This is a genomic window from Streptomyces marokkonensis (genome assembly GCF_008312835.1).
GTDB lineage: Bacteria > Actinomycetota > Actinomycetes > Streptomycetales > Streptomycetaceae > Streptomyces > Streptomyces marokkonensis_A.
In genome coordinates, this window is sequence record NZ_VSKS01000015.1 from 83,031 (window position 1) to 107,602 (window position 24,572).

The 24,572-nt window shown below is 75.4% G+C and carries 2 protein-coding genes; both read right to left on the bottom strand.

The window, feature by feature from the left end; translation table 11 throughout:
• Nucleotides 1–7: 7 nt before the first annotated feature.
• Nucleotides 8–14,329, bottom strand: a complete 14,322-nt coding sequence (locus tag F1615_RS24340; protein WP_149551204.1) for an SAM-dependent methyltransferase — start codon at nucleotides 14,327–14,329, stop codon at nucleotides 8–10.
• The gene (locus F1615_RS24345; protein WP_149551205.1) at nucleotides 14,326–24,570 is read right to left on the bottom strand and encodes an SDR family NAD(P)-dependent oxidoreductase; all 10,245 of its coding nucleotides are present in this window, start codon (nucleotides 24,568–24,570) and stop codon (nucleotides 14,326–14,328) included. Before F1615_RS24345 ends, F1615_RS24340 begins: the two co-directional genes overlap by 4 nt.
• Nucleotides 24,571–24,572 lie beyond the last annotated feature (2 nt).

The following is a 24,572-nucleotide window of genomic DNA, read 5'->3' on the forward strand; positions in this document are numbered from 1 at the left end:
AGGCTCCTCACCTGGTCCCGTCGGGGCCCGCCGGGTTGAGCGAGGCGGGGAACAGGCTGGTCGGGTACGTCCGGGGGGTCAGCACCGGGGACAGCATGCGGGCGATGCGGGCGAGGTTCTCGTCGTGGGCGATGGTGTGGTGGTCGGCGTGCATCTCGTGGACGGTGATGCGCGGGCCGACGTATCCGGCGAGGCCGTTCGACTTGTCGTCGCTGGTGCGCGGCACCGCCGGCAGGCCGTTGCTGTTGCCGGGGGCGAGGAAGCCCTGGGTGGCGTGGAAGAGAGTGGTCGGCACGGGGGTGCGCAGGGGAGCCGGCCGATAGGCCTGGAGCAGGTCGCCGTTGTGGAGCATCAGTTCGTGGCGGACCAGGATCTGCTGCTTGATCGTTTCCGGATCGGGCCGCGCGGCCGAGCGCTCGTGGATGTGCCCGGCGACGAGGTCCAACTGGCGCTCAAGATCGGAACCGGTGAGCGACTCCAGGGTGATCTGCTCGGCCACGCCCCAGCGTTGGCACATGGCGTTGCCGAGCATCACCAGGGAGAAGGCCTCCGCCTCGACCTCCGTGACGGTGCCCCAGTCCACGCTGTCCCAGGCCTCCGTCCCGGGCATGATCGGGTCGATCGCGATCAGGTGAGCCACTTCCTCGCCCGCCAGCTGCAGTTGCCGGGCCATCTCGTAGGCGAGCACGCCGCCGAAGGAGCAGCCTCCGAGGAGGTACGGCTCGTCCGGGAAGCGGCCGCGCAGTTCGTCGACGTAGTGGGTCGCCATCTCCTCGACGGAGTCGTAGGTGCGGGGCGCGCGGTCGGCGGCGGCCGCGCCGATCTGCTCCAGGCCGATGACGGGCTTGTGCAGGCCCAGGTGGCGGGAGAGGTAGATCGCGTAGCTCACTTCGCCGTACAGGTTGTGGGCCCAGACGGACCGCCGGCTGTCGCCGTGCCGGTTGATCGCCACGACCGGGGACGCGTCCCTCGGGAGGGGCGGGGCCGGTTCGGCCACGGCGGGCGGCGGGCACACCCGGGTGGCGTTCGAGGCCGAGACGAGCTGCCACGGCTCGACGTCGAGCACCACCACCTCGGGAGGCGGTGCGATCCAGCGGTGGTACTCCCCGCCGGTGTCCCCGAAGGGCACGGCGCGCACGACGACGGTCCGCTCCGGGCCGCTGAGGGGACGCACGACGTGCCCGGCCGCGGCGGCGACCAGTGCGGCGCGCCAGGCGGCGGCACGTGCGAGTCGGGTCCGCAGGCTGCCGGCGTCCATCGGGGCGACCGCCGCGAGGGAGGCGGTGAGGCGCTCCAGCACCGCGTCAGGGGCCTGTCGGGCGAGGTGCGCTCCGGCCGCGGGAGGCCGGTCGGCTCCCCATACGCCGGCGAGGGTGCCGGCCACCGCGGCCAGCGACTCGGCCTCGGTCTCGCCCGACGGCCCCTCTCCCTGTCCCGGGGTCTGGACGAGCAGCAGTTCGGTGATCTGCAGACCGCGGTCCTGCAGCAGGCGCGCGGTCTCGACGGCCACCAGACCCGCGGTCCCGTACCCGGCGAGGCGGCAGGAGCCCTCCGGGTGCGCTGCCGCGATCACGTCGGCACAGGCGCGCGCGAGGTGGCCGATGTCGGCGACCGGGGTCCCGCCCTCCCGGAAGCCGGGGGCTTCGACGCCGGTGACCGGGCCGTACTCGGCGAGGCGGCGGCACAGGTGCATCACCCAGGTGAGTTCTCCCGTGTCACCGAAGAGGCAGTACACCGGGTCTCCCGGGCGGTCTTCCGCCAGGGGCACCAGCCGGGGGGCCGCGGCGGGTGCCGGCGGCCGGGACGGCTCCGGGTTCCGGACCGGTGCCTCGGCGTCCGTGTCCAGGGTGTCCGGTACCGCGTCGGGCAGGACGTAGCTCTGGTCCAGGTGGGTGACGAGGCGGTCGACGCTGGGATGCTCGAGGACGGCGGCCATCGGGATGTGATCGCCGTAGCGCTCCTGGACGGTCTGCATGATCCGCATGGCGCCGATGGAGTCCACTCCGTAACTCGCGAACTCCCGTGCCGGGTCGACGTCCTGCGGCCGGATGCCGATACCGTCGGCCACCGCTTCGCGGATGTCGCGCCGCAGCGCGGCCAGCCGGTCCGCGGGTCCGGTCGCCGGACGTGCCGGGGCCGCGGACGCCGGGGCGGTCGCGGGGAGGGTGACCGGCGCGGGCACGACAGCCGGTTCGGGTGCCGGCGCGGGCACGACAGCCGGTTCGGGTGCCGGCGCGGGCACGGCCTTCCGAGCCGGCGCGACGCGGGGGGCCGCGGGGGCCTCGGCCGTGCGCGGTGCCGCGGCGGGCGCCGGCGCGGGCGGGAGCCAGTGCTGTTCGGGGGCGAAGGGGTAGGCGGGCAGGGAGACCCTGGCGCGAGGGGTCCCCGTGTGCAGAGCGGGCCAGTCGATCTCGGCGCCCGCCACCCAGAGCGTGGCCAGCCTCGTGGGGTCACCGGTGGCGGCCCGGCGAAGCGCCTCGTTCAGGTCGTCGTCGTCGACGGTGCGGCTCCCGGCGTCGCTGCTCGTGGTGAGCCGGGGTGCGTCACCGCCGTCGAGGTGGGTACGCAGGGCCTCGGCCGCGTGGGCGAGCGTGGGGGCGGTGATCGCGAGGCGTGCGGGGAGAGGACTGCGGCCCACCTGCAGCGTGTAGGCGACATCGGCCGGCGACACCGTGTGCAGCCGCCCGTCGCGCTCCCAGAGCTCCAGGCGTTCCAGCAGCCCGCGGGCCGCCGCGCGCAGGCGGTCGTCGTCGCGGGCGCTGAGAACGAACAGCTGCTCGCCCTCCGTGGTCCCGGGGGCCGCCGGGCGGGGCGCGGGTGCCTCCTCGACGACCAGGTGCGCGTTCATGCCGCCGAACCCGAACGAGCTGACCCCGGCGCGCCGGGGCAGCCGGTCGCCGGTGACGCGGTCGGTGAACGGGGTCCAGGGGCGGGCGGAGGTGACCAGGTGGAAGGGCGAATCGGCCAGCCGTATCAACGGATTGACGCGTTCGACGTGGAGGGTGGGCGGCAGCATGCCGTGGCACAGGGAGAGGAGGACCTTGAACAGGCCGGCCATGCCCGCCGCGGTCTCCAGATGGCCGATGTTGGTCTTCACACTGCCCAGGCCGCAGTACTGCAGCGGCGCCGGTTCCCGCGCCGGTGCGGCGTCTCCACGGCGTTCAAAGGCCGTGCGCAGCCCGGTCACTTCGATGGGGTCGCCCAGCGCGGTCCCCGTGCCGTGCGCCTCCACGTAGCCGATCGTCTCCGGCCGTGCTCCCGCTCGCCGCTGCGCCCGGGAGATCACCTCGGCCTGGGCGGCCGGATTGGGGGCGGTGAGCGAGGCGGCGCGCCCGCCGTGATTCGTCGCCGAGCCCGTGATGACGCCGTGCACGTGGTCACCGTCCGCGAGGGCCCTGCTCAGGGGCTTGAGCAGGACGGCGCCCACCCCCTCGCCGCGCACGTAGCCGTCGGCACGGTGGTCGAAGGTCTTGCAGCGGCCGTCCGGGGCCAGCATGCCCGACCGTCCGAACGCCTCGAACGCGGTCGGCGCCACGATGACGTTCACGCCGCCCGCGATGGCCAGGGCGCACTCGCCGGTCTGGATGGCCCGTACGGCCCGGTGCACGGCGACCAGGGCACTGGAACAGGCGGTGTCCACCGGTTCGCTGGGACCGCGCAGGTCGAGCAGGAAGGAGACCCGGTTGGCCAGCACGCTGTGGTCGTTGCCGGTCATCAGCTGACCGTCCACGTCCACGCCGCGTTCCCTGGCCAGTTCGCCGTACTCGGAGGAGGCCACACCCACGAAGACGCCGCAGGCGGTGCCGGAGAGCGCGGCGGGGTCGTAACCCGCCTCCTCGACCGCCGACCACACGGTTTGCAGGAAGAGCCGGTGCTGCGGGTCCATGACGCGCGCCTCGCGCGGAGTGATCTGGAAGAACCCGGCGTCGAAGCGGTCCACACCGTCCAGGAAGCCGCCGCGGACCGGGGCGGTGCCCGGGACGTCGGCGAACCGTCCGGGCGGTGCCTCGGAGACCAGGTCACGGCCCTGGACGAGGTTGTTCCAGAAGGTGTCCAGGTCCGGTGAGCCGGGGAACGCTCCCGACATGCCGACGACGGCGACCGGTTCGTCGTCCGCGGCGTGCGACCGTGCGCCGGGAGGGAGTGCCGGGGCGGGTTCCGCCGGCACGTGGAGGGACGGCACGTCGAGGGACGGCACGTCCCCCGGGGCACCGGACGCGGCATCGGGCGCGGCCGGGCCTGCGGCGGCACGCGGAGCGAGGGGCGCCGGTGCGGGGGCGGCCGCCCGGTCCGTGGTCGCGGCGACCAGGTACTCGACCACTGCGGCCATGTCCCGGCAGCCGTACAGGACATCGGGGGTGAGGTCGGCCCCGGTGGCGGTCGAGAGCCGGTCGGCGAGCTGCACCATGGTCACCGAGTCGAGCCCGAAGTCGCTGAGGTGGTCGGCGGGATCGATGTCCCCGGGGGTCACCCCCACCAGTGCGCAGATGGCGTCGGTGACGGTCTGCCGGATCGCGTGAACGGCGCTGGACGCGCCCCCCGCGCTGTCGGCCGGTGCGTGCGTGGACGTCACGGAGGGCTCCTCGGAAGAGATGGGGCCGGCGGCGGGCGGACCGGATGCGGCGGCTGCGGGCCGAGCGACTGCGGGCCCGCGGACGGGGACGTCCGCGGAGCCGGCGGCACTCTCGGTGTGGTCGGGAGCGGGCGCGGAAGGGATCCAGTAGCGGCCCCCGGCGAAGGGGTAGTGCGGCAGCGAGACGACACGCGCCCCGGGCTCGCGCTGCCCGGGGAGGTCCGGTGCGCCGCCGCCCGCCCACTCCTCGGCCTGTTCCCACAGGTCCGCCTCGTGCGGCGGCGGGACCGGCCGGGCACTGCCGCGGCCGGCACCGTCCTGCCGACCGGTCACCAGCCGGTCGTGCGGGCGTTGTCCGGCGTAGGCGTCGAGTACCGCGACGATGTCGGCGAGGCTGGTCACGACGGCGCCCAGACGCGCCGGCAGCGGTTCGCGTCCCACGCGCAGGGTGTGGGTCACGTCCACGGGACTCAGGGCTGCTCCGGGGCCGCGGAGGAAGGCGGCGAGCCGTCCCGCGTAGGTGCGCAGGACGTCGGGGCGGCGCGCCGACAGCGTCAGCAGCAACGGCCCGTTCCGGCCGGTACCGCTCGCGGGGACGGCCCGCGGTGCCTCTTCGACGATCACATGGGCGTTGGCTCCGCCCGCGCCGAAGGAGCTGACGGCGGCCCGGCGGGGCCCGCCGGCCGGAGGTTCGGGCCAGGGTGTGGGTTCGCGCGGCACCAGGAAGCCTCCCGCGGTGGCCGGCCCGTCCGTGCCGAGTGTCGGCGCGAGGGTGCGGTGGCGCAGTTGGAGGATCACCTTGGTCAACTGGACGGCGCCGGAGGCGGCTTCGAGGTGCCCGGTGTTGGGCTTCACCGATCCGATCAGCAGCCGGTGCCCGTCGTCGCGCACGTCGTACGCCTCGCGCAGTGCGCTCAGTTCGACGGGGTCGCCGACGGGTGAGCCGGTGGCCTGGGCCTCCACGTACTGCACGGTCCGGGCGTCGGCCCCGGCCGCTTCGAGGGCCTGGGCGATCAGCTCCACCTGGGCCTCGGCGCGGGGCACGGCGTACGCCTCGGTCGGTCCGTCGGCGTTGACGGCCGTGCCGAGGATGCAGGCGTGCACGCGGTCGCCGTCGCGCAGGGCGTCGGACAGGCGCTTGAGGACCAGCGCGCCGACGCCCTCACCGGTGACGATGCCGTCGGCGGCCGTGTCGAACACCCGGGGTGTGCCGTGCGGTGACAGCATCCGGGCGGCGGCCAGGTCGGTGTGGTGGCTGGGGTGGAGGATGACGTTGACCCCTCCGGCGACCGCCGTGCCGCACTCTCCGGAGCGCAGGCTCCGCACGGCGAGATGGACGGCGGTGAGGGTGGAGGAGCACGCGGTGTCCACGGCCATGCTCGGTCCGGTCAGGCCGAAGGTGTGCGACACGCGGTTGGCGACGGACCAGCCGGAGGAGAGGGCCTGGACGGCGTTGCCCCGGGCGCGTTCCTCGACGCCCAGCAGGGCGTACTGGTGGTGCATCACGCCGACGAAGACCCCGGTACGGCCGCCGGGTCCGGTGGCCCGGCCGCGCAGCCGTGACGGGGGCAGGGCCGCGTCCTCCAGGGCCTCCCATGCGGTCTCCAGGAAGAGCCGCTCGGCGGGGTCCATGCGTTCCGCCTCGCGGGGGGAGATGCGGAACAGGAGGGGGTCGAAGCGGTCGACGTCGTCGAGGAAGCCGCCCCGGGCGGTCCCCTCGGTGCCGGGCCGGCCCTCGTGCGGGGGTGTCGCGCCGCTGCTCCGGCGGCGGGGCGGGAAGGGGGTGATGAGGCTGCGTCCGGCGAGCAGGTGCTCCCACAGGGTGTCGGGGTCGGGAGCGCCCGGGTAGCGGCCCGCCAGCCCCACGACGGCGATCGGTTCGTTGGCCGGGGACGGCGTGTCGGCGCCGTCCCCGGCTGACGGGGCGTCCGGCTGTGACGCCGGGTCCTCGACCGGCCGCGCCGGTGGGGCGGAGGCACCCTCGGCGGGCTGCCGCGGCGTGTCCCGCCCGGAAGGGGACGCGGCGGCGGGAGCGGCCGGTGCTCCCGGGGGGACGGCGAGCAGCGTCGCCAGTTCCTCTCCCTTGACGTCCACCAGCGCCTCGGCGACGGCACTGACCGACTCGCCCGTGACCAGCACTTCCCGCGGCAGGGGACCGATGTCCCGCTCCAGTCGCTCCACCGCCTCCATCACGGTCAGCGAGTCCGTGCCCAGGGACGCGAGGGGCACCGCGGTGTCCACCTCGTCCGGCGGCAGGCGGAGCAGGTCGGCGAACAGGCCGCGCAGATGCTCCGTCGTCCGCGCGCCGAGGAGGTCCTCCGCGCCGTCCTGGGCCGCCGGGGCGGGTCGTCCGGCCTGTTCGACGGCGGGGACCGCAGGCTCCTGGCCCTCGGGCCGGACGACGACGGCCGATGCCGGTGCACGCCAGGCGCCCCGCTCGGCGACGAAGAGGTGCTGTCCGGCCTGGTGATCGGTCCAGCCGTGGACGCCGAAGCGCCGGCTGCGGTCGAAACCCGCCTCCGCGAGGAGGGCCTGCCACGTGACCGGAGCGATCAACGGACTGTGCGGCAGTCTGAGTTCGGTGTCCTCGGCGAGCCACCATCCGTCCGTGAGGCCGAAGACGGGAGTCACGGCGTCGAGGACGCGGGTGGCCTCGTTGACGACCAGCAGGCCGCCCTGTGCGGTGAGGTCGGCGACGTTGCGCAGCGTCCGCCGCATGTCCCGTGTGGCGTGCAGGACGTTGGTGGCGACGACGATGTCGTACCGGCCGGTGTCGAAGCCCTGCCGGGACAGGTCGTCCGCGATGTCCAGGACGCGGAAGCCGGTGTGCGGCCGGCCGGGCGCGAGGCGCTGCCGCGTCGCCGCGACGAGGGCGGGTGAGATGTCGGTGACGTCGTACGAGACGGCCCTCGCGTGGTCCTCCAGCGCGTCGAGAACCGCGCGCGTGGTGGCACCGGTACCGGCGCCGATCTCGAGGATGCGCAGGTGCCGGGACGGGGTGGCCGCCACCGCGTCGGCGACCGCAGCCCGCACGGCCGCCGCGGTGAGGCGGTTGAAGTGATGAGTGCGCGGGTCGTCCGCGTACAGCGCCGCCATGCGCCGGTCGGAGCCGCCGGGGAACAGGACGTCCAGGCCGCGCCGCCGGTGTGCGAGGACGTCGGGCAGCGCGGCGGCGCAGTCGTCCAGGAGGTCGAGGGTGGGTGCCGGCCGGCCGGAGCGCGCGACCAGCGCCCCGCGGAGGGCGTCGCGGCGGCCCTCGTCGGTGGCCGGCACCGTCAGCCGGTCGCCGTCGGATTGGAGGTGGCCGCCTGTCTCCAGGGCCGCGAGCAGGGCGTCGAAAAGCGGGAGGCGGTCGTCGTGGACGGCCAGGCTCCGCAGCAGCTCGGTGCGGGTGCACGTCGTACCGGGCGCCAGACACGCGGTGGCCTCGCGCAGTTCCGCCAGGACGGCCAGGCGCGCGTAGTCGTCGGCGGTGTCGAGGTAGTCGGGGGCGTACGGTTCGGGGTCGGCGCGCTGTGCCTCGAGTACGGCGGCGGCCGGCGCGGCGAGCACGTCACGGCCGGCGCCGGCCGGGGGCCGCAGGTGTCGTGGCGCGGATTCCAGGGGTGTCACCCGTGCCAGTTCCGCGAGGTCCGCGCGCAGGGGCACGATCTGGGCGAGGCCGGCCGCGAGGCCCTGGCGGAAGGCGTGCAGCCCTTCGGCGGCGGACAGCGGCTGGACGCCCCAGCGGGCCAGCCGCTCGTGGTGTTCGGGGGTGGCGACGGCGCCCTCGTCGCCCCAGAAGCCCCAGTCGAAGACGGTGACCGGCCAGTGCAGCCGGTCGGCCAGATGAGCGCCGTAGGCACTCAGGAACGTCGAGCCGGCGGCGTAGTTCGACTGGCCCGGGTTGCCGGTGTGGGCGATGGCCGAGGAGAAGAGGGCGAAGAAGTCGAGCGGTTCCGCGGCGAGGGCGTCGGCCAGTGCCACCGTCCCGCGTGTCCTGGGGGCGAACGCGGTGTCGAAGACGTCGTCGTCGGACTGTGCGATGGTCCGGTCGGCCAGCACGAACGCGGTGTGGACGGCGCCGTCGACACCGCCGTACCGCTCGTGCATCAGGCGCACCGCCGCGCGGGTGGCGGCGGGATCGGTCACGTCGCCGGAGACGTACGTGACCTGGCCGCCGTGGGCGCGCAGCCGCGCGAGCGCACCGTCCGGCAGTTGAGCCTCGGCACGGCGTCCCATCACGACCAGACGCGCGTCCCAGGCGGCGAGCAGGTGCTCACCGACCACCCGTCCCAGGCCGCCCATGCCGCCGGCGACGAGGTAGCGGCCTCCGCGGCGCAGTGGCAGCCGCCGGTCGGCCGGGGCGGGAAGCCGGGCCGGGGCGAGCCGCTTGACGAACCGGGTGCCCTCGCGCAGTGCGACCTCCGTGAACGGGGTGCTGGGCGGCTCGGCGGCGACGGCGTCCACCAGGGCCTCACGGTCCCCCCGCGCGTCGCGGCGCGCGAGGTCCGTGCGGGAGAGGTCCAGGCAGACGACGTCGAGGAACGGCAGTTCGCGGGAGAGTGTGCGGGCCATGCCGTGCAGCGCGCCCGCGAACGGGTTGTCGACCGGACCGCCGGGCAGGGGCTGCTGGCTGTCGTTGGTGAGCACGACGAGCCGGACGCCGCGCGGCCGCAGAGCGGCGAGTGCCTGTGCCAGATGGAACAGCGCCAGGCATCCGTGTCGCTGGGTCCGCGCCAGGTGTCCGAGGTCGGTGGAGGAGTGCCGGCGGGTGTCCACCCCGCCGGCGAAGTAGAGCACGCGCGTGCCGTCGTGGTCGCGGAGCAGGGCCGCGTGGTCGTCGGCGGCCGGCAGCGTGTCCAGATCGACGGCACGGCTCCCTTCGCCGTGGTGACGGACCAATGAGGCGGCGAGTCCTTCGTCGTGGCCGGCTGTGAGCACCAGGGCGGGGCCGGCGTGCCGCGACACGGGTGCGACGGGCCGGGGCGCGACGCGCCAGACGGGCGTGAGGCACGGGACGTCCAGGGCGTGCGGGGGCCGCACCACGGTCAGTCCCGTGAACTCGACGAGGGCGAGGCCCTCCGCGTCCGTCATCAGCACGTCGCACTTGACCGTCCCGCGTCCGGGATCGGCGGCCACCACGCGGGCGTGGGCGTAGCGGGCGGTTCCGTCGGCGCGGTGCACGCGGACCCGGTCGACGGCCGCGGGCCGGGTGGCGGGTTCGTCCCAGGCGGGCAGCGCCCCGTGTACGGCGTGCAGGGCGGCGTCGGTGGTGCCGGGATCACCGATGCCGCCGGAGGGGCCGCCGGGCGGTGCGGCCGCCAGTGCGGCCAGTGCCTCTCCCTGCCCGCACCACAGGTGCTCCACCTTGCGGTAGGACGGGCCGTAGTCGAGGCCGGCGGCCCGTGCCCGGTCGTAGAAGTCCTCGTGACGTGTCCGCCGGGGGCAGCGCTGCCGTACGGAGGCGATGTCGAGGGGCCCGGCGGCCGGTTCGCCGGAGTCCGATGGCGCGGGCGCCGTGACCGTGGTGTGCACGACGCGTTCGTCGTCGGGGCCGGTGCCGATCTCGACGTGCAGGGATCCTTCCTGGGTGCCGGGCCGGACGCGCACGACGGGGCGTTCGCCGGGATGTACGACCAGCGGAGTGCGCCAGCGCACGTCGGTCAGTTCCGCGACGGGCCGGCCCGCCGTGCGCTCCGCCGCCGCGCGGGCCAGTGCCACAAGGGCGACGCCGGCCAGGACGGGCCGCCCGTCGACGAGGTGGTCCGCGACCCATGGGTGGTCCGGGGTGAGGTCGGCCTCGAACTCGGTCGCGCCGTCCGCGGCCCTGCCCCTTTCGGCCAGGGCCTGTGGCGAAAGTCCCGTCGTCCGCCCGAAGGGCGGGCCGGGCGGCGTCAGGTGCGTGCTCTCGGCGTGCCGGGCGCTGAGTCTCGTACTGGATGTACTCGGCTCAGTGCCCGGTGCGGCGAGAGAGCGTGCATGGCGCCGCCCGGCAGGCGGGACTTTCGCGACAGGCCCTGGCGGCGTCCCGTCGGCCGGGCGGGCGGTTTTCCCGGGTGCCGGGGCGTCCACGGTGTCGGGCCAGTGGACGGGGCCGTGGAAGGGGTAGGTGGGCAGGGACACGACGCGCGGGCTCCGGCCGGGGCGCGTGTCGGTCTCCGCCGGCTCCTCGCCGGACACCCAGCGGGCGGCGGCCTCGTGGAGGCCGCGTCCGGTGGACGGGCCGGCCGTGCGGTGCTGCGGTGGCTGTGCCGCGACATGGCCGGCCGCGTGAGCGGTGCCGGTCTCGACGTACTCCGTGAGCGCTTCTCGCAGCCGCTCACGGGTCGGTACGACGAAGGCGACGCGGTGGTCGAAGGCCTCGCGCCCGGACCGCAGGGTGTGGGCGATGTCGTCGAGCCGCAGTCCGGCGGAGTCCGGCCCCGCGAGGAACCGGGCCAGTCGTCCGGCGGCGGCCCGCAGCCGGTCCGGCGTCCTGGCGGACAGCACCACCAGTTCGTCCTCGCCCTCGGCGGGCCCGTCCTCGCCGCGGACGCCGTCCCGGTACTCCTCGATCACGGCGTGCGCGTTGGCACCGCCCGCTCCGAAGGAGCTGAGGGCGGCCCGGAGCAGGGTGTGGCCGGGCTGGGGCCGCCATGGTTGTGCCACGTGCTGGAGACGGAACGGAGTCCCGGCGAAGTCGATCTTCGGGTTGGGCGGTGAGCCGTGCAGCGTCGGCGCGAGGGTGCGGTGCCGGAGCTGGAGCAGGATCTTGGTGAGGCCGGCGATGCCGGCCGCGGCCTCCGCGTGTCCGATGTTGGGTTTCACGGAACCGATCGCGCAGGGCGGGCGTTCCTCGGTGGAGCGGCCGAACACGCGGGCCAGTCCTTCGATCTCGATCGGATCGCCGAGTTCCGTGCCCGTGCCGTGCGCCTCGACGTAGCCGATGCCCGAGGGGTCGATCCCGGACCGGCGCAGCGCCGCGCCGATCACGGAGGCGTGGGCGCGTGGGGAGGGCACGGTGTAGCCGTTGGTGCGGCCCCCGTGGCTGATGGCGGTGGCGCGGATGACCGCGTCGATCCGGTCGCCCTCGGCGCGGGCCGCGGCCAGCGGCTTGAGCACCACGGCACCCACGCCCTCGCCGGGCACGAACCCGTTGCCGCCCTCGCCGAACGCCCGGCACACGCCGTCCGGGGAGATCATGCGCTGCTCGGCGAGCATGGCGTACTTCATCGGGTGGAGGTTGAGGTGGGAGCCGCCGACGACGGCCGTCCGGCACTCTCCGTGGCGCAGGCTCTCGCAGGCCAGGTGGAGGGCCGTGAGGGAGGCCGAACAGGCGGTGTCGACCGTCAGGCTGGGGCCGTGGACGTCCAGGAAGTACGAGAGCCTGTTGGCGAGGGAGAACTCCATCGAGTAGGCCGGGACCGGGTTGCCCTTGCCCCACTCCTCCGCGCCCACCAGGCCGTAGGCCAGACCGGTGGCGCCCACGAAGACACCCACGGCGTGCCCGCCCTCGCCCCGGGTGGCGCGGTGCAGCCGGGCACGGGTGTAGCCGGCGTCCTCCAGGGCCGACCAGGCGACCTCCAGGAAGAGCCGTTCGGCGGGGTCCATGCGCCGTGCCTCACGCGGGGCGACGGCGAAGAACAGCGAGTCGAAGCGCGCGACGTCGTCGAGGAAGCCGCCCCAGCGTCCGTAGCTGGTGCCCGGCAGGCGGTCACCGCGGTCGAACCAGCGCTCCTTGTCCCACCGGGCCGCCGGTATCTCCCGGATGCCGTGCCGTCCCTCGACCAGCATCCGCCACAGCTCCGACACGTCCCGCGCGCCGGGGTAGCGGCCCGCCATGCCTATGACGGCGATGGCGTCGTCGGGTGCCGGGTCGGCCTCCTGCCGCCGGACGGCGTGGGCCGTGGCCCGGGACCGGTGTGCCGCGTCGGCCCGCCCGCTGGCGGGGGCCGGGGAGGGGGAGGGAACGCCGGGCGGCGCGGACGCGGGGGACGGGCCTGCCTGTGCCCGGGCCAGGAGCGCCGCGCGGTGGTGGGCCGCCAGGTGGCCGGCCAGGGCGTCGACCGTGCGGTGCTCGAACAACAGGGTCGCGGGCATCGGCCCGAGCCGGTCCTCCAGAGCGACCGTGAGGCGCTTGATCATGACCGAGTCGATGCCGAGCGCGGAGAACTCCTGGTCCGGGCGGAGCCTGTCCGGCTGGATGCGGGTGAGCCCGGACACGAGGTCGAGCAGGAGAGCCCGCGCCGCGCCGACCGCCTCCGCTTCCTCCGGTGGCGCGGGCACGGCCGTGGTGTCGGCAGCACCCGTGAGGCGCGCCTCGACGAACCGTTCGATGCGGGACCGGTGACCGTGGATCACGACGATCTCGCGTGCCGGGGAGCGCAGCGCGGCCGTCATGACCTCCAGTCCGGTGTCCGGCGGCATCTCCACCATGCCCTGGAGCAGTTCGACGGCCTCACGGTCGGTGCCGCTCAGGGTCATGCCGCCGCCGGCCCACAGCGGCCAGCCGATGGAGACGGTCCGTCCGCGCCGGCGGCCCTCCTCGACCAGGGTTTCGCGGTAGGCGGCGAAGCCTCCCAGCGCGCGGCTCGCGGCGGCGTAGTCGGCCTGCCCCGGATGTCCCGCGTATCCGGCGAGCGAGGAGAACAGCACGAACCGGCGCAGCGGCTCGTCCCGTGTCGCCTCATCGAGGGTGCGGGCGCCGGCGAGCTTGGGTGCCAGCACGCGCGCGTGGGCGCCGGGCGCCTTGTTGACGAGGTAGGCGTCCTCGTTGATCCCGGCCAGGTGCAGCACGTCGGTGACCGGGCCGAAGGCCGAACGGGCCTCGGCGACGGCGCGCCGCACGTCGTCCTGCCGGGTCACGTCACCGCGCACGTAGCGGACGCGCGCGCCGTGGGTGCCGCGCAGAAGGTCCTCGACCCGCGCACCGGGGTGGGAGCGGCCCAGCAGGACCAGCCGGGCGCCGGGTGACCTCACCAGCCGCTCGGACATGCTCAGGGCGATGCCCCCGCCGCCCCCGGACACCAGGTGGACCCCCTCGGCCGGGAGCGTTCCGCCGTCCAGCGGCAGCGGGGCCGGGGTGAGCGTCCGCACCCAGCGGCCGGTGCGGTCGTGGCGGACCTCGTGCAGCGGGGCCGGGGGCTGCGTCAGTTCGTCGAGCGCCCGGGCGACGGGATCGGCCGCACCGCCGGCGGACACGGCGACCATGTGGAGACGGCTGTCCTCACGGACCGCGATCGAGCAGAATCCGCCGAGCGCGTCGGCGGCCCGGTCGCTGCTCTCCCCCAGGGCGGCACAGGCGATCCGCAACCGCTCCCCCACGCGGCCCCTGATCAGGGTGCGCACGGCCGGGTACACCAGGTCCAGGCAGTTCTCGGGCCCCTCCGCCGTGACGAGGACGATCCGGTCGGGCAGGGCGCCGGCGGCATCGAGTGCCGTCCACAGCTGCTCCCACGACGCGTCGTCGGTGAGCGAGACCGTTTCGGGGCCGGTCGTCGTCAGCGGTCCGGTGACGGCCTCGACGACCCGCCCGGTGCCCGGCCGGACGGTGCCGGACCGGCGTGCCGCGGACGGGTCCAGCACGATCAGCGGCGGCGGCCCGTGGGCGGCGGGCCGGTCCGCGACCGGCTCCGCACGGACCCAGCCGGAGGCGTAGGCCACCAGTTCGTGCGGGCCGGGGCCGAAGGCACCGGCCGGGGGCGCCGCGCCCAGGAGGGCGGCCGCGTCGGACACGGACAGGTCCCCGGTCCTGACGCGTTCGAGGATGTCCCGCCGGTTCTTCCTGGAGATCACCGCACACCTTCCATGAGCCGTTCCGCCTCGTCCACCGAGAGGCGGCCGTCGTTGAGTGCCTGGAGCAGTTGGGGCAGCGGGGTTCCCGCATCCGGTGCCGGGACGGGCGCCGGGGGTTCGAGGGGTTCCGCCCAGTACCGCTGCGGGTCGAACGGGTAGGCCGGCAGAGGTGTGCGTCGTCCGGTGACGACGGGCAGCCGGCCCGTCCCGGACACCCAGTGGCGTGCCGCCGCGTGCGGATCCGCATCCGGCGCCGGGGCGTCGGCACCCGCGTCCCTGTCGGCCGATCCGGTGAAGGTGTCCGGATCCTGCTCGCCGTCGAGCAGGCGCCGTATCGCGACGGCGAGCCGGTCCGTCGTCCCGGCGACGAACGCCGCACGGTGGGTCATGGGGTCACGTCCCACGGTGAGGGTGTACGCGAGATCGGCGAGGGCCGGTGGGGTGCCGCCATCGTCCGGTCCGCCCTCGGTGAGGAAGGCGTGCAGGTCCCGCAGCCGGGCCCGCAGCCGCTCGGGGGTACGGGCGGACAGCGGGACGACGACAGGCCGTCCGTGGGGCTGCGGCGCGCCGGCCCGGATGTCGCGCCAGTCCTCCAGCAGGACGTGGGCGTTGGTGCCGCCGAGCCCGAAGGCACTGACCCCCGCACGCCTCGGAGCGTCGCCGGCCGGCCACGGGGTCGCGCGGTCGACCACCAGGAACGGGCTGCCGTCGAGGTCGAGCAGCGGGTTGGGATCGGTGAAATGGAGCGTGGGCGGCAGCACCCCGTGGCGCATGGCGAGCACCGTCTTGACGACGCCGGTGAGCCCGGCGGCTGCCTCCGTGTGCCCCACGTTGGACTTCACGGTGCCGAGCCGGCACCAGGGCTCGACCGGTTCGGTGTCGCACCTGCCGTCGACGGCGGCGAACGCCTTGCGCAGCCCGCGCACCTCGATCGGGTCGCCCACCTCGGTGCCGGTGCCGTGCGCCTCCACGTAGGTGACGGTGCGCGCGTCCACGCCGGCGTCACGGTAGACCGAGGCGATCAGGTCCGCCTGGGCCGTCGGGTTGGGCATCATGAGGGAGTCCATGTGTCCCCCGCCGCCGTGCGAGACCCCGCTGCCGCGTACCAGCGCGTACACGGTGTCGCCGTCGGCGAGCGCCCGCGACAGCGGCTTGACCAGAACGGCCACCGCACCTTCGCCGCGGACCATGCCGTTGGCCCGCCGGTCGAAGGCGGCACACCGTCCGTCGGGAGACATGATGCCGAGCTGACCGAGCGCGACGAAGAGGTCGGCGGTGAGGAACAGGTGCACCCCGCCGACGATCGCCGCGTCGCACTCGCCGTGCCGGACCGCGCGCACCGCGCGGTGCAGCGCGGTGAGAGAGCTCGAGCACGCGGTGTCCACGGCCTCGCTGGGGCCGCGCAGGTCCAGTTGGTAGGAGATGCGGTTGGCGATGAGGCAGTGGCCGTTGCCGCTGACGACGTGTCCCTCCCGGTGCCGGCCGGCCCGGTGCAGTTGCCAGTCGTAGTCGCGGGAGGTGGCGCCGATGAACACGCCCGTACGGCTTCCGCGCAGCTCGGCGGGGCGGTGCCCCGAATCCTCCACCGCCTGCCAGGCCGTCTCCAGCATGATGCGCTGCTGGGGGTCCATGAGCTCGGCCTCCAGCGGGGTCAGGCCGAAGAAGTCGGCGTCGAAGCGGTCGACACCGTCGATGAAGGAGCCCCAGCGGCTGTTCACCTTCCCGGGCGTGCGGTGCGGGTCGCCGAAGACCTCGCGCCAGTCGAACCGGTCCCCGGGGATCTCCCCGACCAGATGCGTGCCGTCACGCAGGTGACGCCACCAGGTCCGCAGGTCGGGCGAGCGCGCGTAGCGCCCCGCCATGCCCACGATGGCGACCGGATCACCGTCCGCCGCGGGCACGGGTGGCACGGGGGCGCGCTCCGGCCGCCGCGGGGCGCCGTCGGCCGGTTCCCGTTCGGCGGCCGGGGGCTCGTCGGGTGCCGGGGGCACATCGGGTGCCGGGGCCACGTCGGGTGCCAGAGGCACGTCGGGTGCCGGCGCGCCGGGAGCCGCCTCGGCGGATTCCGGCGGCCTGGCACGTGACGCGGCCGGCGCGTGCTCGGCGAGGTGGGCCGCCAGCGCATCGATCGACGGGTGCTCGTAGAGCAGGACCTTGGGCAGTCTGCCGAACTCCGGTTCCAGGGTGCGCACCAGCTGGATGGCGCTCAGCGAGTCCATGCCGTAGCGGTCGAAGGGGGCGGCCGGGTCCACCTGGCCGGCCGGCAGTCCGAAGAAGCGGGCGAAGACGGGTAGGAGCCGGTCACGGATCTCGCCGGCATCGGCCGGCTCGGGCGGCGGAGCGGGTTCCGGTTCCGGGCGTGCTTCGGGTTCCGGTGCGGCGGGCGGGGCGGCCGGCTCTGCCGCCCGCAGCTCGTCGCCGCCCCGCACGGCCGGTACGGCCGCCGGCACCTGGCTGAAGATCACCGCGTTGTCGAACTCGGTCTCCGGCAGGTCCGGTGCGCCCAGCGCCCAGGTCGCCTCGAAGCCCTGCTCCGCCAGCAGCGCTCGCCAGCGCGGTACGTCGAGGAAGGGGGAGTGCGGCAGCCGGGCCTCGGCGTCCACGGCCGACCAGTATCCGGGCAGCGGACCGATCATGGCGGCCATGCAGTCGTGGTTGCGCACCAGCTCTTCGAGGACGAGCACGCCGCCGGGTGCGAGCAGACCCCGGATCCGCCCGAGGCTCTGGGCCAGATGGCGGGTGGCGTGCACGGAGTTGGCGGCCACCACGATGTCCGCGCCGCCCGGCTCGAAGCCCTGTTCCCGCGGGTCACGGTCGAGGTCGAGGACCGCGCAGGTGAAGTCCGCCGGGGTGTCGGCGAACCGGGCGCGGGCCGCGGGCAGGAAGGCCGGGGAGACGTCGGTGAACAGGTAGCGCACGGCGGCCCCGTGCTCGGCCACGGCGTCCAGCAGCCGACGGGTGGTGCCTCCCGTGCCGCCGCCGATCTCGATCACTGTGACCGGTCGGCCGGGCCGGGACGCCCGCAACGCTCGGACCCGGCCGGCGACCAGGCGGCCCACGATCTCGTTGTGGTGGTCGGCCACGGTGTTGCCGTCGTAGATGCCCAGGAGCAGGTCCGGGTGGTCCGGGGAGAAGAACACCTCCAGCGCGTCCGCCCTGCCGGTGAGGATGTCGGGCAGACGGGGCAGGCAGACGCCGACCAGCTTCAGCCAGGGCGCCAGTTCCGGGTGCTCGCCGGCCAGGGCCACGGCCTCGGAGGGGAAGTCCGGGGCGCCGCCGGACGGCTCGGGCACCTTGGCCGTCATCACGGCCAGCGCGTCGGCGAGGCGCCCGTGGGCGTCCTCGTCCGCCAGCAGGGCCCGCAGGCGCCGCGCGGTGGGCGGCCTGCCGTGCTCGTCGGCGAGCAGCCGGGCGGTCCACCGCCTGAGCAGGTCGTTGAGCCGTTCCATCCCCCGGGCGGCCTGTCGGCCGGGGAACCCGCTCCGCTCGACGTAGCCCTGCGCGTCCGCCACTTCGGGCGGGGTGTCCGGCACCCCGGAAGGTGGGGTCGCGACGGTCCCGGGGGGCGTCACCGCGCCGGCGAACCAGTGGCGCGCGCCGGCGAAGGGATAGGTGGGCAGGCGGAGCCGTACCGTCGCAGGGTCCGGCGCCGCCGTGGCGGGCAGCGTGCCGCCCGCCGCCCATGCCGTCGCCGCGTCGAGCAGGGCGGCACCCGGCTCGTCCGCGGTGGCTGCCACGTGCACGCCGGGGGCGCCGGGGGCCGCGAGGCAGGCGTCCATCGCGGCCAGCAGGCCCTCGTGGGAGTCGGCGACCAGGACGAGGCGGTGCTCCATCGCCTCGCGCCCGTGATGGAGCGTCGCCGAGACCTGGTCGAGCGGGATGCCGGGCGTCGCGGCGAGGAAGTCGCGGTGGCGGCGTACGAGCCGGTGCAGCGCCGCACGGTCGCGGGCCGAGTACGGGAACAGGCGGGGGCGGCGCGGGGTCACGGCCGCCGTCCGCGCCGGGGCCTGTTCGACGACGGCGTGCGCGTACGATCCCCCGAAGCCGAAGGAGCTGACCCCGGCCGTACGGGGCCGCCCGCCGGGCGTCTCCCAGGCGAGGGGGCGCGGGTTGACGAAGAGCGGCGAGCCGTCGAACCGGCAGTGCGGATTGGGCGTCCGGTAGTCGGGCATGGCGGGGATGACACCGTGCTGTATCTGCAGCACGGCCTTGATCACTCCGACCAGTCCCGCCGCGCCCTCGGCGTGTCCGAGGTGCGCCTTGGCCGATCCGACCGCGCAGAAGGCCGTGCGGGCCGTGTGGTGCCGGAAGGCGGACGCGGCGCCCTCGATCTCGATCGGGTCGCCCAGCGCGGTACCGGTGCCGTGCGCCTCCAGGTAGCCGAGGGCCTCGGGGTCGATCCCGGCCCGTGACCAGGTGTCGAGCAGCAGCCGGGTCTGCCGTTCGGGGCTGGGCGCGGTGACCGACCCGGCGCGCCCGCCGTGGTTGACACCGACTTCCCTGATGACGGCGTGGATCGGGTCGCCGTCGGCGAGGGCCCGGTCGAGGGGCTTGACCAGGACGGCGACGACGGCTTCGGCGGGCACGTAACCGTCGGCCCGGTCGTCGAAGGTGTGGCAGCGGCCCGAGGGCGACAGGGCTCCCAGCGCCGAACTGCGCACGTAGTGCTGGGGGTCCAGGACGAGGTTGGTCCCGGCGGCGAACGCCATGTCGCACTCGCCGCGGCGGACGGCGGCGACCGCCAGGTGCAGGGCGTAGAGGGAGGAGGAGCAGGCCGTGTCGACGACGAGGGAGGGCCCGGCCAGATCGAGGTGGTGGGCGATCCGGTTCGCCGCCATGGTCGCGGACGTACCGGTCACGTCGTGGGCGCCCATCCGCCGTCCGGCGGCGGTCATGGCCTGGTCGTAGTCGTTGAAGCAGCGGCCGACGAAGGTGCCGGTGGACGAGCCGCGCAGCCGGCCGGCGACCGCGGCGTCCTCGGCGGTCCGGTGGAACACCTCCATCAGCAGGCGGGTCTGTGGGTCGAGGCCCTCCGCCTCGGCCGGAGTGAGGCCGAAGAAGGCCGCGTCGAAGCGGGTGACGTCGTCGAGGAAGCCCCCGTGACCGCAGTCGGTGGCGTCCGGCCCCGCACCGTGCGGGTCGTGGTAGAGCCCGTGGTCCCACCGGTCGGCGGGTACGGCCGTCACCAGGTCCCGTCCGGCGAGGAGGTCGGCCCAGAAGCCCGCGGGGTCGTCGGAGCCGGGGAGGTACCCGGCCATGCCGATCACGGCGACGGGCTGCTCCGGGAGTGGCGTGCCCTCCGGGCCGGTGACTGCTCGCCGCGGCGGTGGACCGGGCCGCGGCGTCGGTGCGCCGGCGGCGTCCGCGCCGTCGCCGGACGGCACCGTGTCCCGGTCCAGGGCGGCGCGCACGGCGTCGGGATGGGCGTCGATCAGGTGGGGCACCAGACGGTCGACGTCCGGGTACCGGAACAGGGTGGTGGCCGGCAGGTCGACACCGAGCCACGAGCTCAGCGCCGTGGTGAGTCCGGCCACTTCCACCGACGTCAGCCCCAGGGACATGAACCCGGAGGACCGCACCGAGGACGGCTCCACGGCCCTGCCCGCGCGCCGCAGCACCGCGGTGACCGAAGCGGTCACATGGGCCTCCAGAGGGCCGCGCGGGTCGACGGCAGGGGCCGCTCGGGCCGCCTCGGCGGCCGGTGTCTCCAGTGCCGCGGTCAGCCGGCCGGGGTCACCGTGCAGGACGACGACGCGTGGGGTGCCGAGGGCGAGTGCGGTGTCCAGGGCGTCGAGGGCGGTGGCGGTGTCCAGGGGGACCGATCCGGTGCGGGCGAGGACCCGCTCCTGGAGCGCCGGGGCGATGCGCATGCCGCCGTCCCGCCACAGGGGCCAGTCCACCGCGACGGTGACGCCGTGCCGTTCGCCGTCCCGGCGTCGCTCCTCGCGCCAGGCCGCGAAGGCGTCCAGAGCGCGATTGGCGGCACTGTAGTCGGCACCGCCCGCGCTTCCCGCCGCGGCGGCGAGCGACGAGTGGAGCAGCATGTAGTCGAGCCGGTCGCCGCTGGTGACGGAGTCGAGAGCGGCGGTGCCCCGGAGCTTGGGCGCGAGGACCCGCTCGGCCGCCTGCCGGCTCTTGTTGACGACCAGTGCGTCCTCGAGGACCCCGGCGGCGTGCACCACACCGGTCAGCGGCCCGAAGCGCGCGCGCACCTCCCGCACGGCGGAGCCCAGTGACTCCCGGTCGGTCACGTCGGCGGCGAGGTAGACGGCCTGCGCGCCGAGCTCCTGAAGTTCCGTCACGGCCGCGTCGGTGCGCGCGCCGGCCGGTGAGCGGCCGAGCAGCGCGATGCGCACGTCGCCGGCCGCGGCGATGCGGCGGGCGGTGTGCAGCCCGAGTCCGCCGGCACCGCCGGTGATCAGGTACACCCCGCCGGGCCGGGCCAGGCGGACGGACGCGGAGGGCTTCCCCGCGGGGACGAACACCTCGGTCAGCCGGCCCTGCTCGGTGTGCCGCACCTCGGTGCCGTAGGCGTCGTCCGGTGCGTACGCTTCGGCGAGCAGCGTGTGAGCGGCGATGGGCGCGGTGTGCTGCCATACCGTCTTCAGCAGCAGTTTCGGCTGTTCGAGCCGCACGCTGCGGGCGAGGCCGCCGACGGCGGCGTGCTCGGGGCTCGCGCCGCGCGCGGCGTACGCGTAGACCACCGGCAGGGGCCGGGCCGGGCCGACGGCCAGGGCGCGGCACAGCAGGAGGGCGGACAGGACGCCTCCACCGCCCGTGTCGCCGGTGCTGTCCCGGCCGGACAGCGGCCAGAGGTGGAGGACGGCGGCCGGGGCGCGGCCCTCCGCTCGCAGGGTCTCCACGAGTTCGGTGTAGTGCCCGGCGTCGCCCGGCTCGATCTCGAACTCGTCGCGTCCGGTGCGCACACAGGACATCCCGGGCCTCACCCGGACGACGTCGGGGTGCAGGGCACGCAGCTCACGCACGCGGTCGTCGTCCGTGTCCAGCAGCAGGAGCGGCCCGGCGGGTACCGGACCGGCCGGCGTGTCCGGCAGGGGCAGGGGGCGCGTGTCCGGGACGTAGAGGAGGGTGGCGGTGCGGTCGGAGGGGGCGGGCCGCACGGGCCGGGGGCCGTCCTCCGCCGGGGGCGTCGTCCCGTGCCGGGACTCGCCGATCCAGTACCGGCGCCGTTCGAACGGGTAGGTCGGCAGCGGGACCCGTCCGGCTCCCCGGACGGCGGGCCAGTCCGACGGGCCGCCGGCGGCCCACCGCCGGGCGGCCGCCGCCTCGGCCGACCCGTCGGCCGCGCCGGGTGCGTCCTCCCCGGGAGCGGCGGACTCGGTGCCCGTGTACGCCGGGCAGGCCGGCGGGCGTCCGGCCGCGAACGCCGCCAGGGCCGCGTCCAGTTCGGAGAGGGTCGAGACCACCACGGCGAGGCGGTGCTCCATCGCCCGACGGCCGGTGCGCAGGGTGTGGGCCACGTCGGCCAGACGCGTTCCGGGCCGGGCGCGCACATGCTCCGCCAGCCTCCCGGCCTGTTCGCGCAGCCGCTGCGCGGACCGCGCCGACAGCGGGACGGCCAGGGGCCGGTCGGCCACGGGCCGCGCGGCGGCGTCCTGGCCCGTGTACTCCTCGACGACGACGTGCGCGTTGGCGCCCCCCGCGCCGAAGGCGCTGACAGCGGCCCGCCGCGGAAGCGGGTGGCCGTCGTCCGTGCCGGCCGGGGCGGGCCACGGCTCGGGGGCCGCGGGCAGCCGGAACGGCGTCCGTTCCCAGCGGATTCCGGGGGCGGGCGCGCCGATGTCCCCGATGGCCGGGAGGGTGCGGTGGCGCAGCGCCATCAGCACTTTGGTCAGGCCGGCCATGCCCGCCGCGGCCTCCAGATGACCCACGACCGGTTTGGCGGAGCCGATCGCGCAGGTGCCGGCCTCGCTCGTGTGCCGTGCGTACACCGAGCTGAGCGCCTCGACCTCGATCTGGTCGCCGAGGGCGGTGCCCGAGGCGTGCGCCTCGACGTAGTCGATGGAGCTCGCCGGAACGCCCGCGTCGGCCAGCGCGGCCGAGATCACCCTGGCCTGGGCGTCGGGACTGGGCACGGAGTAGCCCCCCGTCCGCCCGCCGTGCAGCAGGGACGAACCGCGCACCAGCCCGTAGACGTGGTCGCCCGAGGCGAGGGCGTCGGCGAGCGGCCGCAGGAGCAGGACGCCGACGCCCTCGCCGGGGACGTAGCCGTCCGCGTCCGCGCCGAAGGGGCGGCAGCGCCCGGTTGGCGACAGCAGGCCCAGCTCGGCCAGCCGCAGGTACTTGTAGGGGTGCAGGGTCAGGTTCACCCCGCCGACCAGGGCGGCCCGGCACTCGCCGCGCCTGATCGCGTCGGCGGCCAGGTGCAGGGCCGCCAGGCTCGCGGAACAGGCGGTGTCCACGGTGATGCTGGGCCCGGTGAAGTCGAAGAAGTACGACAGCCGGTTGGACAGGGCGGAGGACCAGGAGCCGGCGGCCTGCGCGGTTCCCTCACGCAGCCGGTCCAGGCCATGGAGCTGGTAGTCGTTCCACATGGCACCGGCGAAGACGCCCACGGCCCGGCCGGTCTGCCCGGTGAGCTCCTCGGGGGTGAGCCCGGCGTCCTCGATCGCCTCCCACGCCGTCTGCAGCAGCAGCCTCTCGTGCGGATCCATGAGCTCCGCCTGGCGTTCGCTCAGGTGGAAGAAGGGCGCGTCGAACTCCGCCACACCGTCGCAGAACGCGCCCCAGCGGGAGTACGTCCGCCCCGGAGTGCCGGGGTTCGGGTCGAAGTGGGGCGCGTGGTCCCAGCGGTCCGGCGGAATGGGGCCGGCCAGGTCCTTGCCCTCGGCGAGCACGTTCCACAGTTCCTCGGGGGTCCGGGCACCGGGGTAGCGGCCGGCGAGCCCCACGACGGCCAGCGGTTGTGCGCCGGCTGTCGCCGGGGACGGCGTGGCGGGGGCGGGCAGTGACCGGGCGGGGGGTGCGGCCGGCTCCTGCGGGGCGGTGGCGGTGCCGGGCCGGCTCTCGGCAGGGGCGACGGCGTCGGGGTACTCGGCCCGCAGGTGGTCCGCCAGCCGCCGGACCGTGGGGTGTTCGAACAGCAGGGTGGGGTACAGCTCCGTGCCCAGCATGTCCTCGAGGTCACCGGCCAGACTCAGCAGGTCGACGGAGCCGAGACCGCACTCGTAGAAGCCGAGGTCACGGTCCACGTCACCCGGCTCGGCGCCGGTGCGCCGGGCGACCAGGGCCGCGATCCGCTCCTCGAATCCCCCTGCCGGGGCCGGGGGTGCGGGGGGCGGTGGCGGGGAGGGGCGGGGCTCGGCGGTCCGGTCGGCGGGCGGCCGGGTGCGCTCGGTGATCAGCGCGGAGGACCGGACGCGCTTGGCCCGGAAGCCCACGAACTCGGCCACCACCTCGCCGTCGGGGCCGCAGACGTCGATGTCGGACTGGAAGAGCTCGCTGTCGAATCCGCCGGTGACGGGCCCCGGCACATGGACGAGGTTGTCGGCGCCCACTCCCGCGCGGGCCCGGAACGACTCGATGTACAGGGGGATGTAGGCGTGGTGGGCCGTGCCGAGCTCCTGCTCCGGGAAGAGGAGCATCGGCACCAGCGTGGCGAAGTCGAGCACCGCCGGGTGGGCGTGGAAGTGGCCGAGGTGGGCCACCGCCTCGTCCGCGAGCCGCATGCGCGCCAGCGCGTGCCCGGGCGCCACGTGCACGGTGCCGGAGGCCCGCATGAAGCCCCGGTGGTGGATGTCCAGCGCGCGGACGAAGCCGTAGAGGTCGTCGACGTCGACGCTGCGCGGGGCCCCGGCGGTGAGAGCGGCCGGGTCGATCCCTCGCCACGCCTGCTCCTCGGCTGCGTGCAGCTCGGCCGTGCAGTTGGTCTCCCACGGCGTCTCGTCGGTGCCGCCCGGACGGCTGCGCACGGTGACGGGCACCGGTTGTCCCGGCTCCGCGTCGCCGAGGACGACCTCCACCGGCGTCCGGCCGCCGGAGCCGACGATCGGGGCGTGGAAGACGATGCGGCGCAGGGCGACATGGGCCGGGTCGACCCCGGCGTGCCGTACGGTCCGCAGCACCAGGTCGAGGAGGAAGACCCCGGGCAGCACGGGCACCTGGTGGACCAGGTGGTCCCGCAGGGCCGGGTCGTCGGCGCGGACGCCGGTGCCGGCGCGGCGGCCGGCGAGCGGGCGCAGCAGGCCGTGGGGAGGCGGGACGGATCGGTTGTCCGGCATGG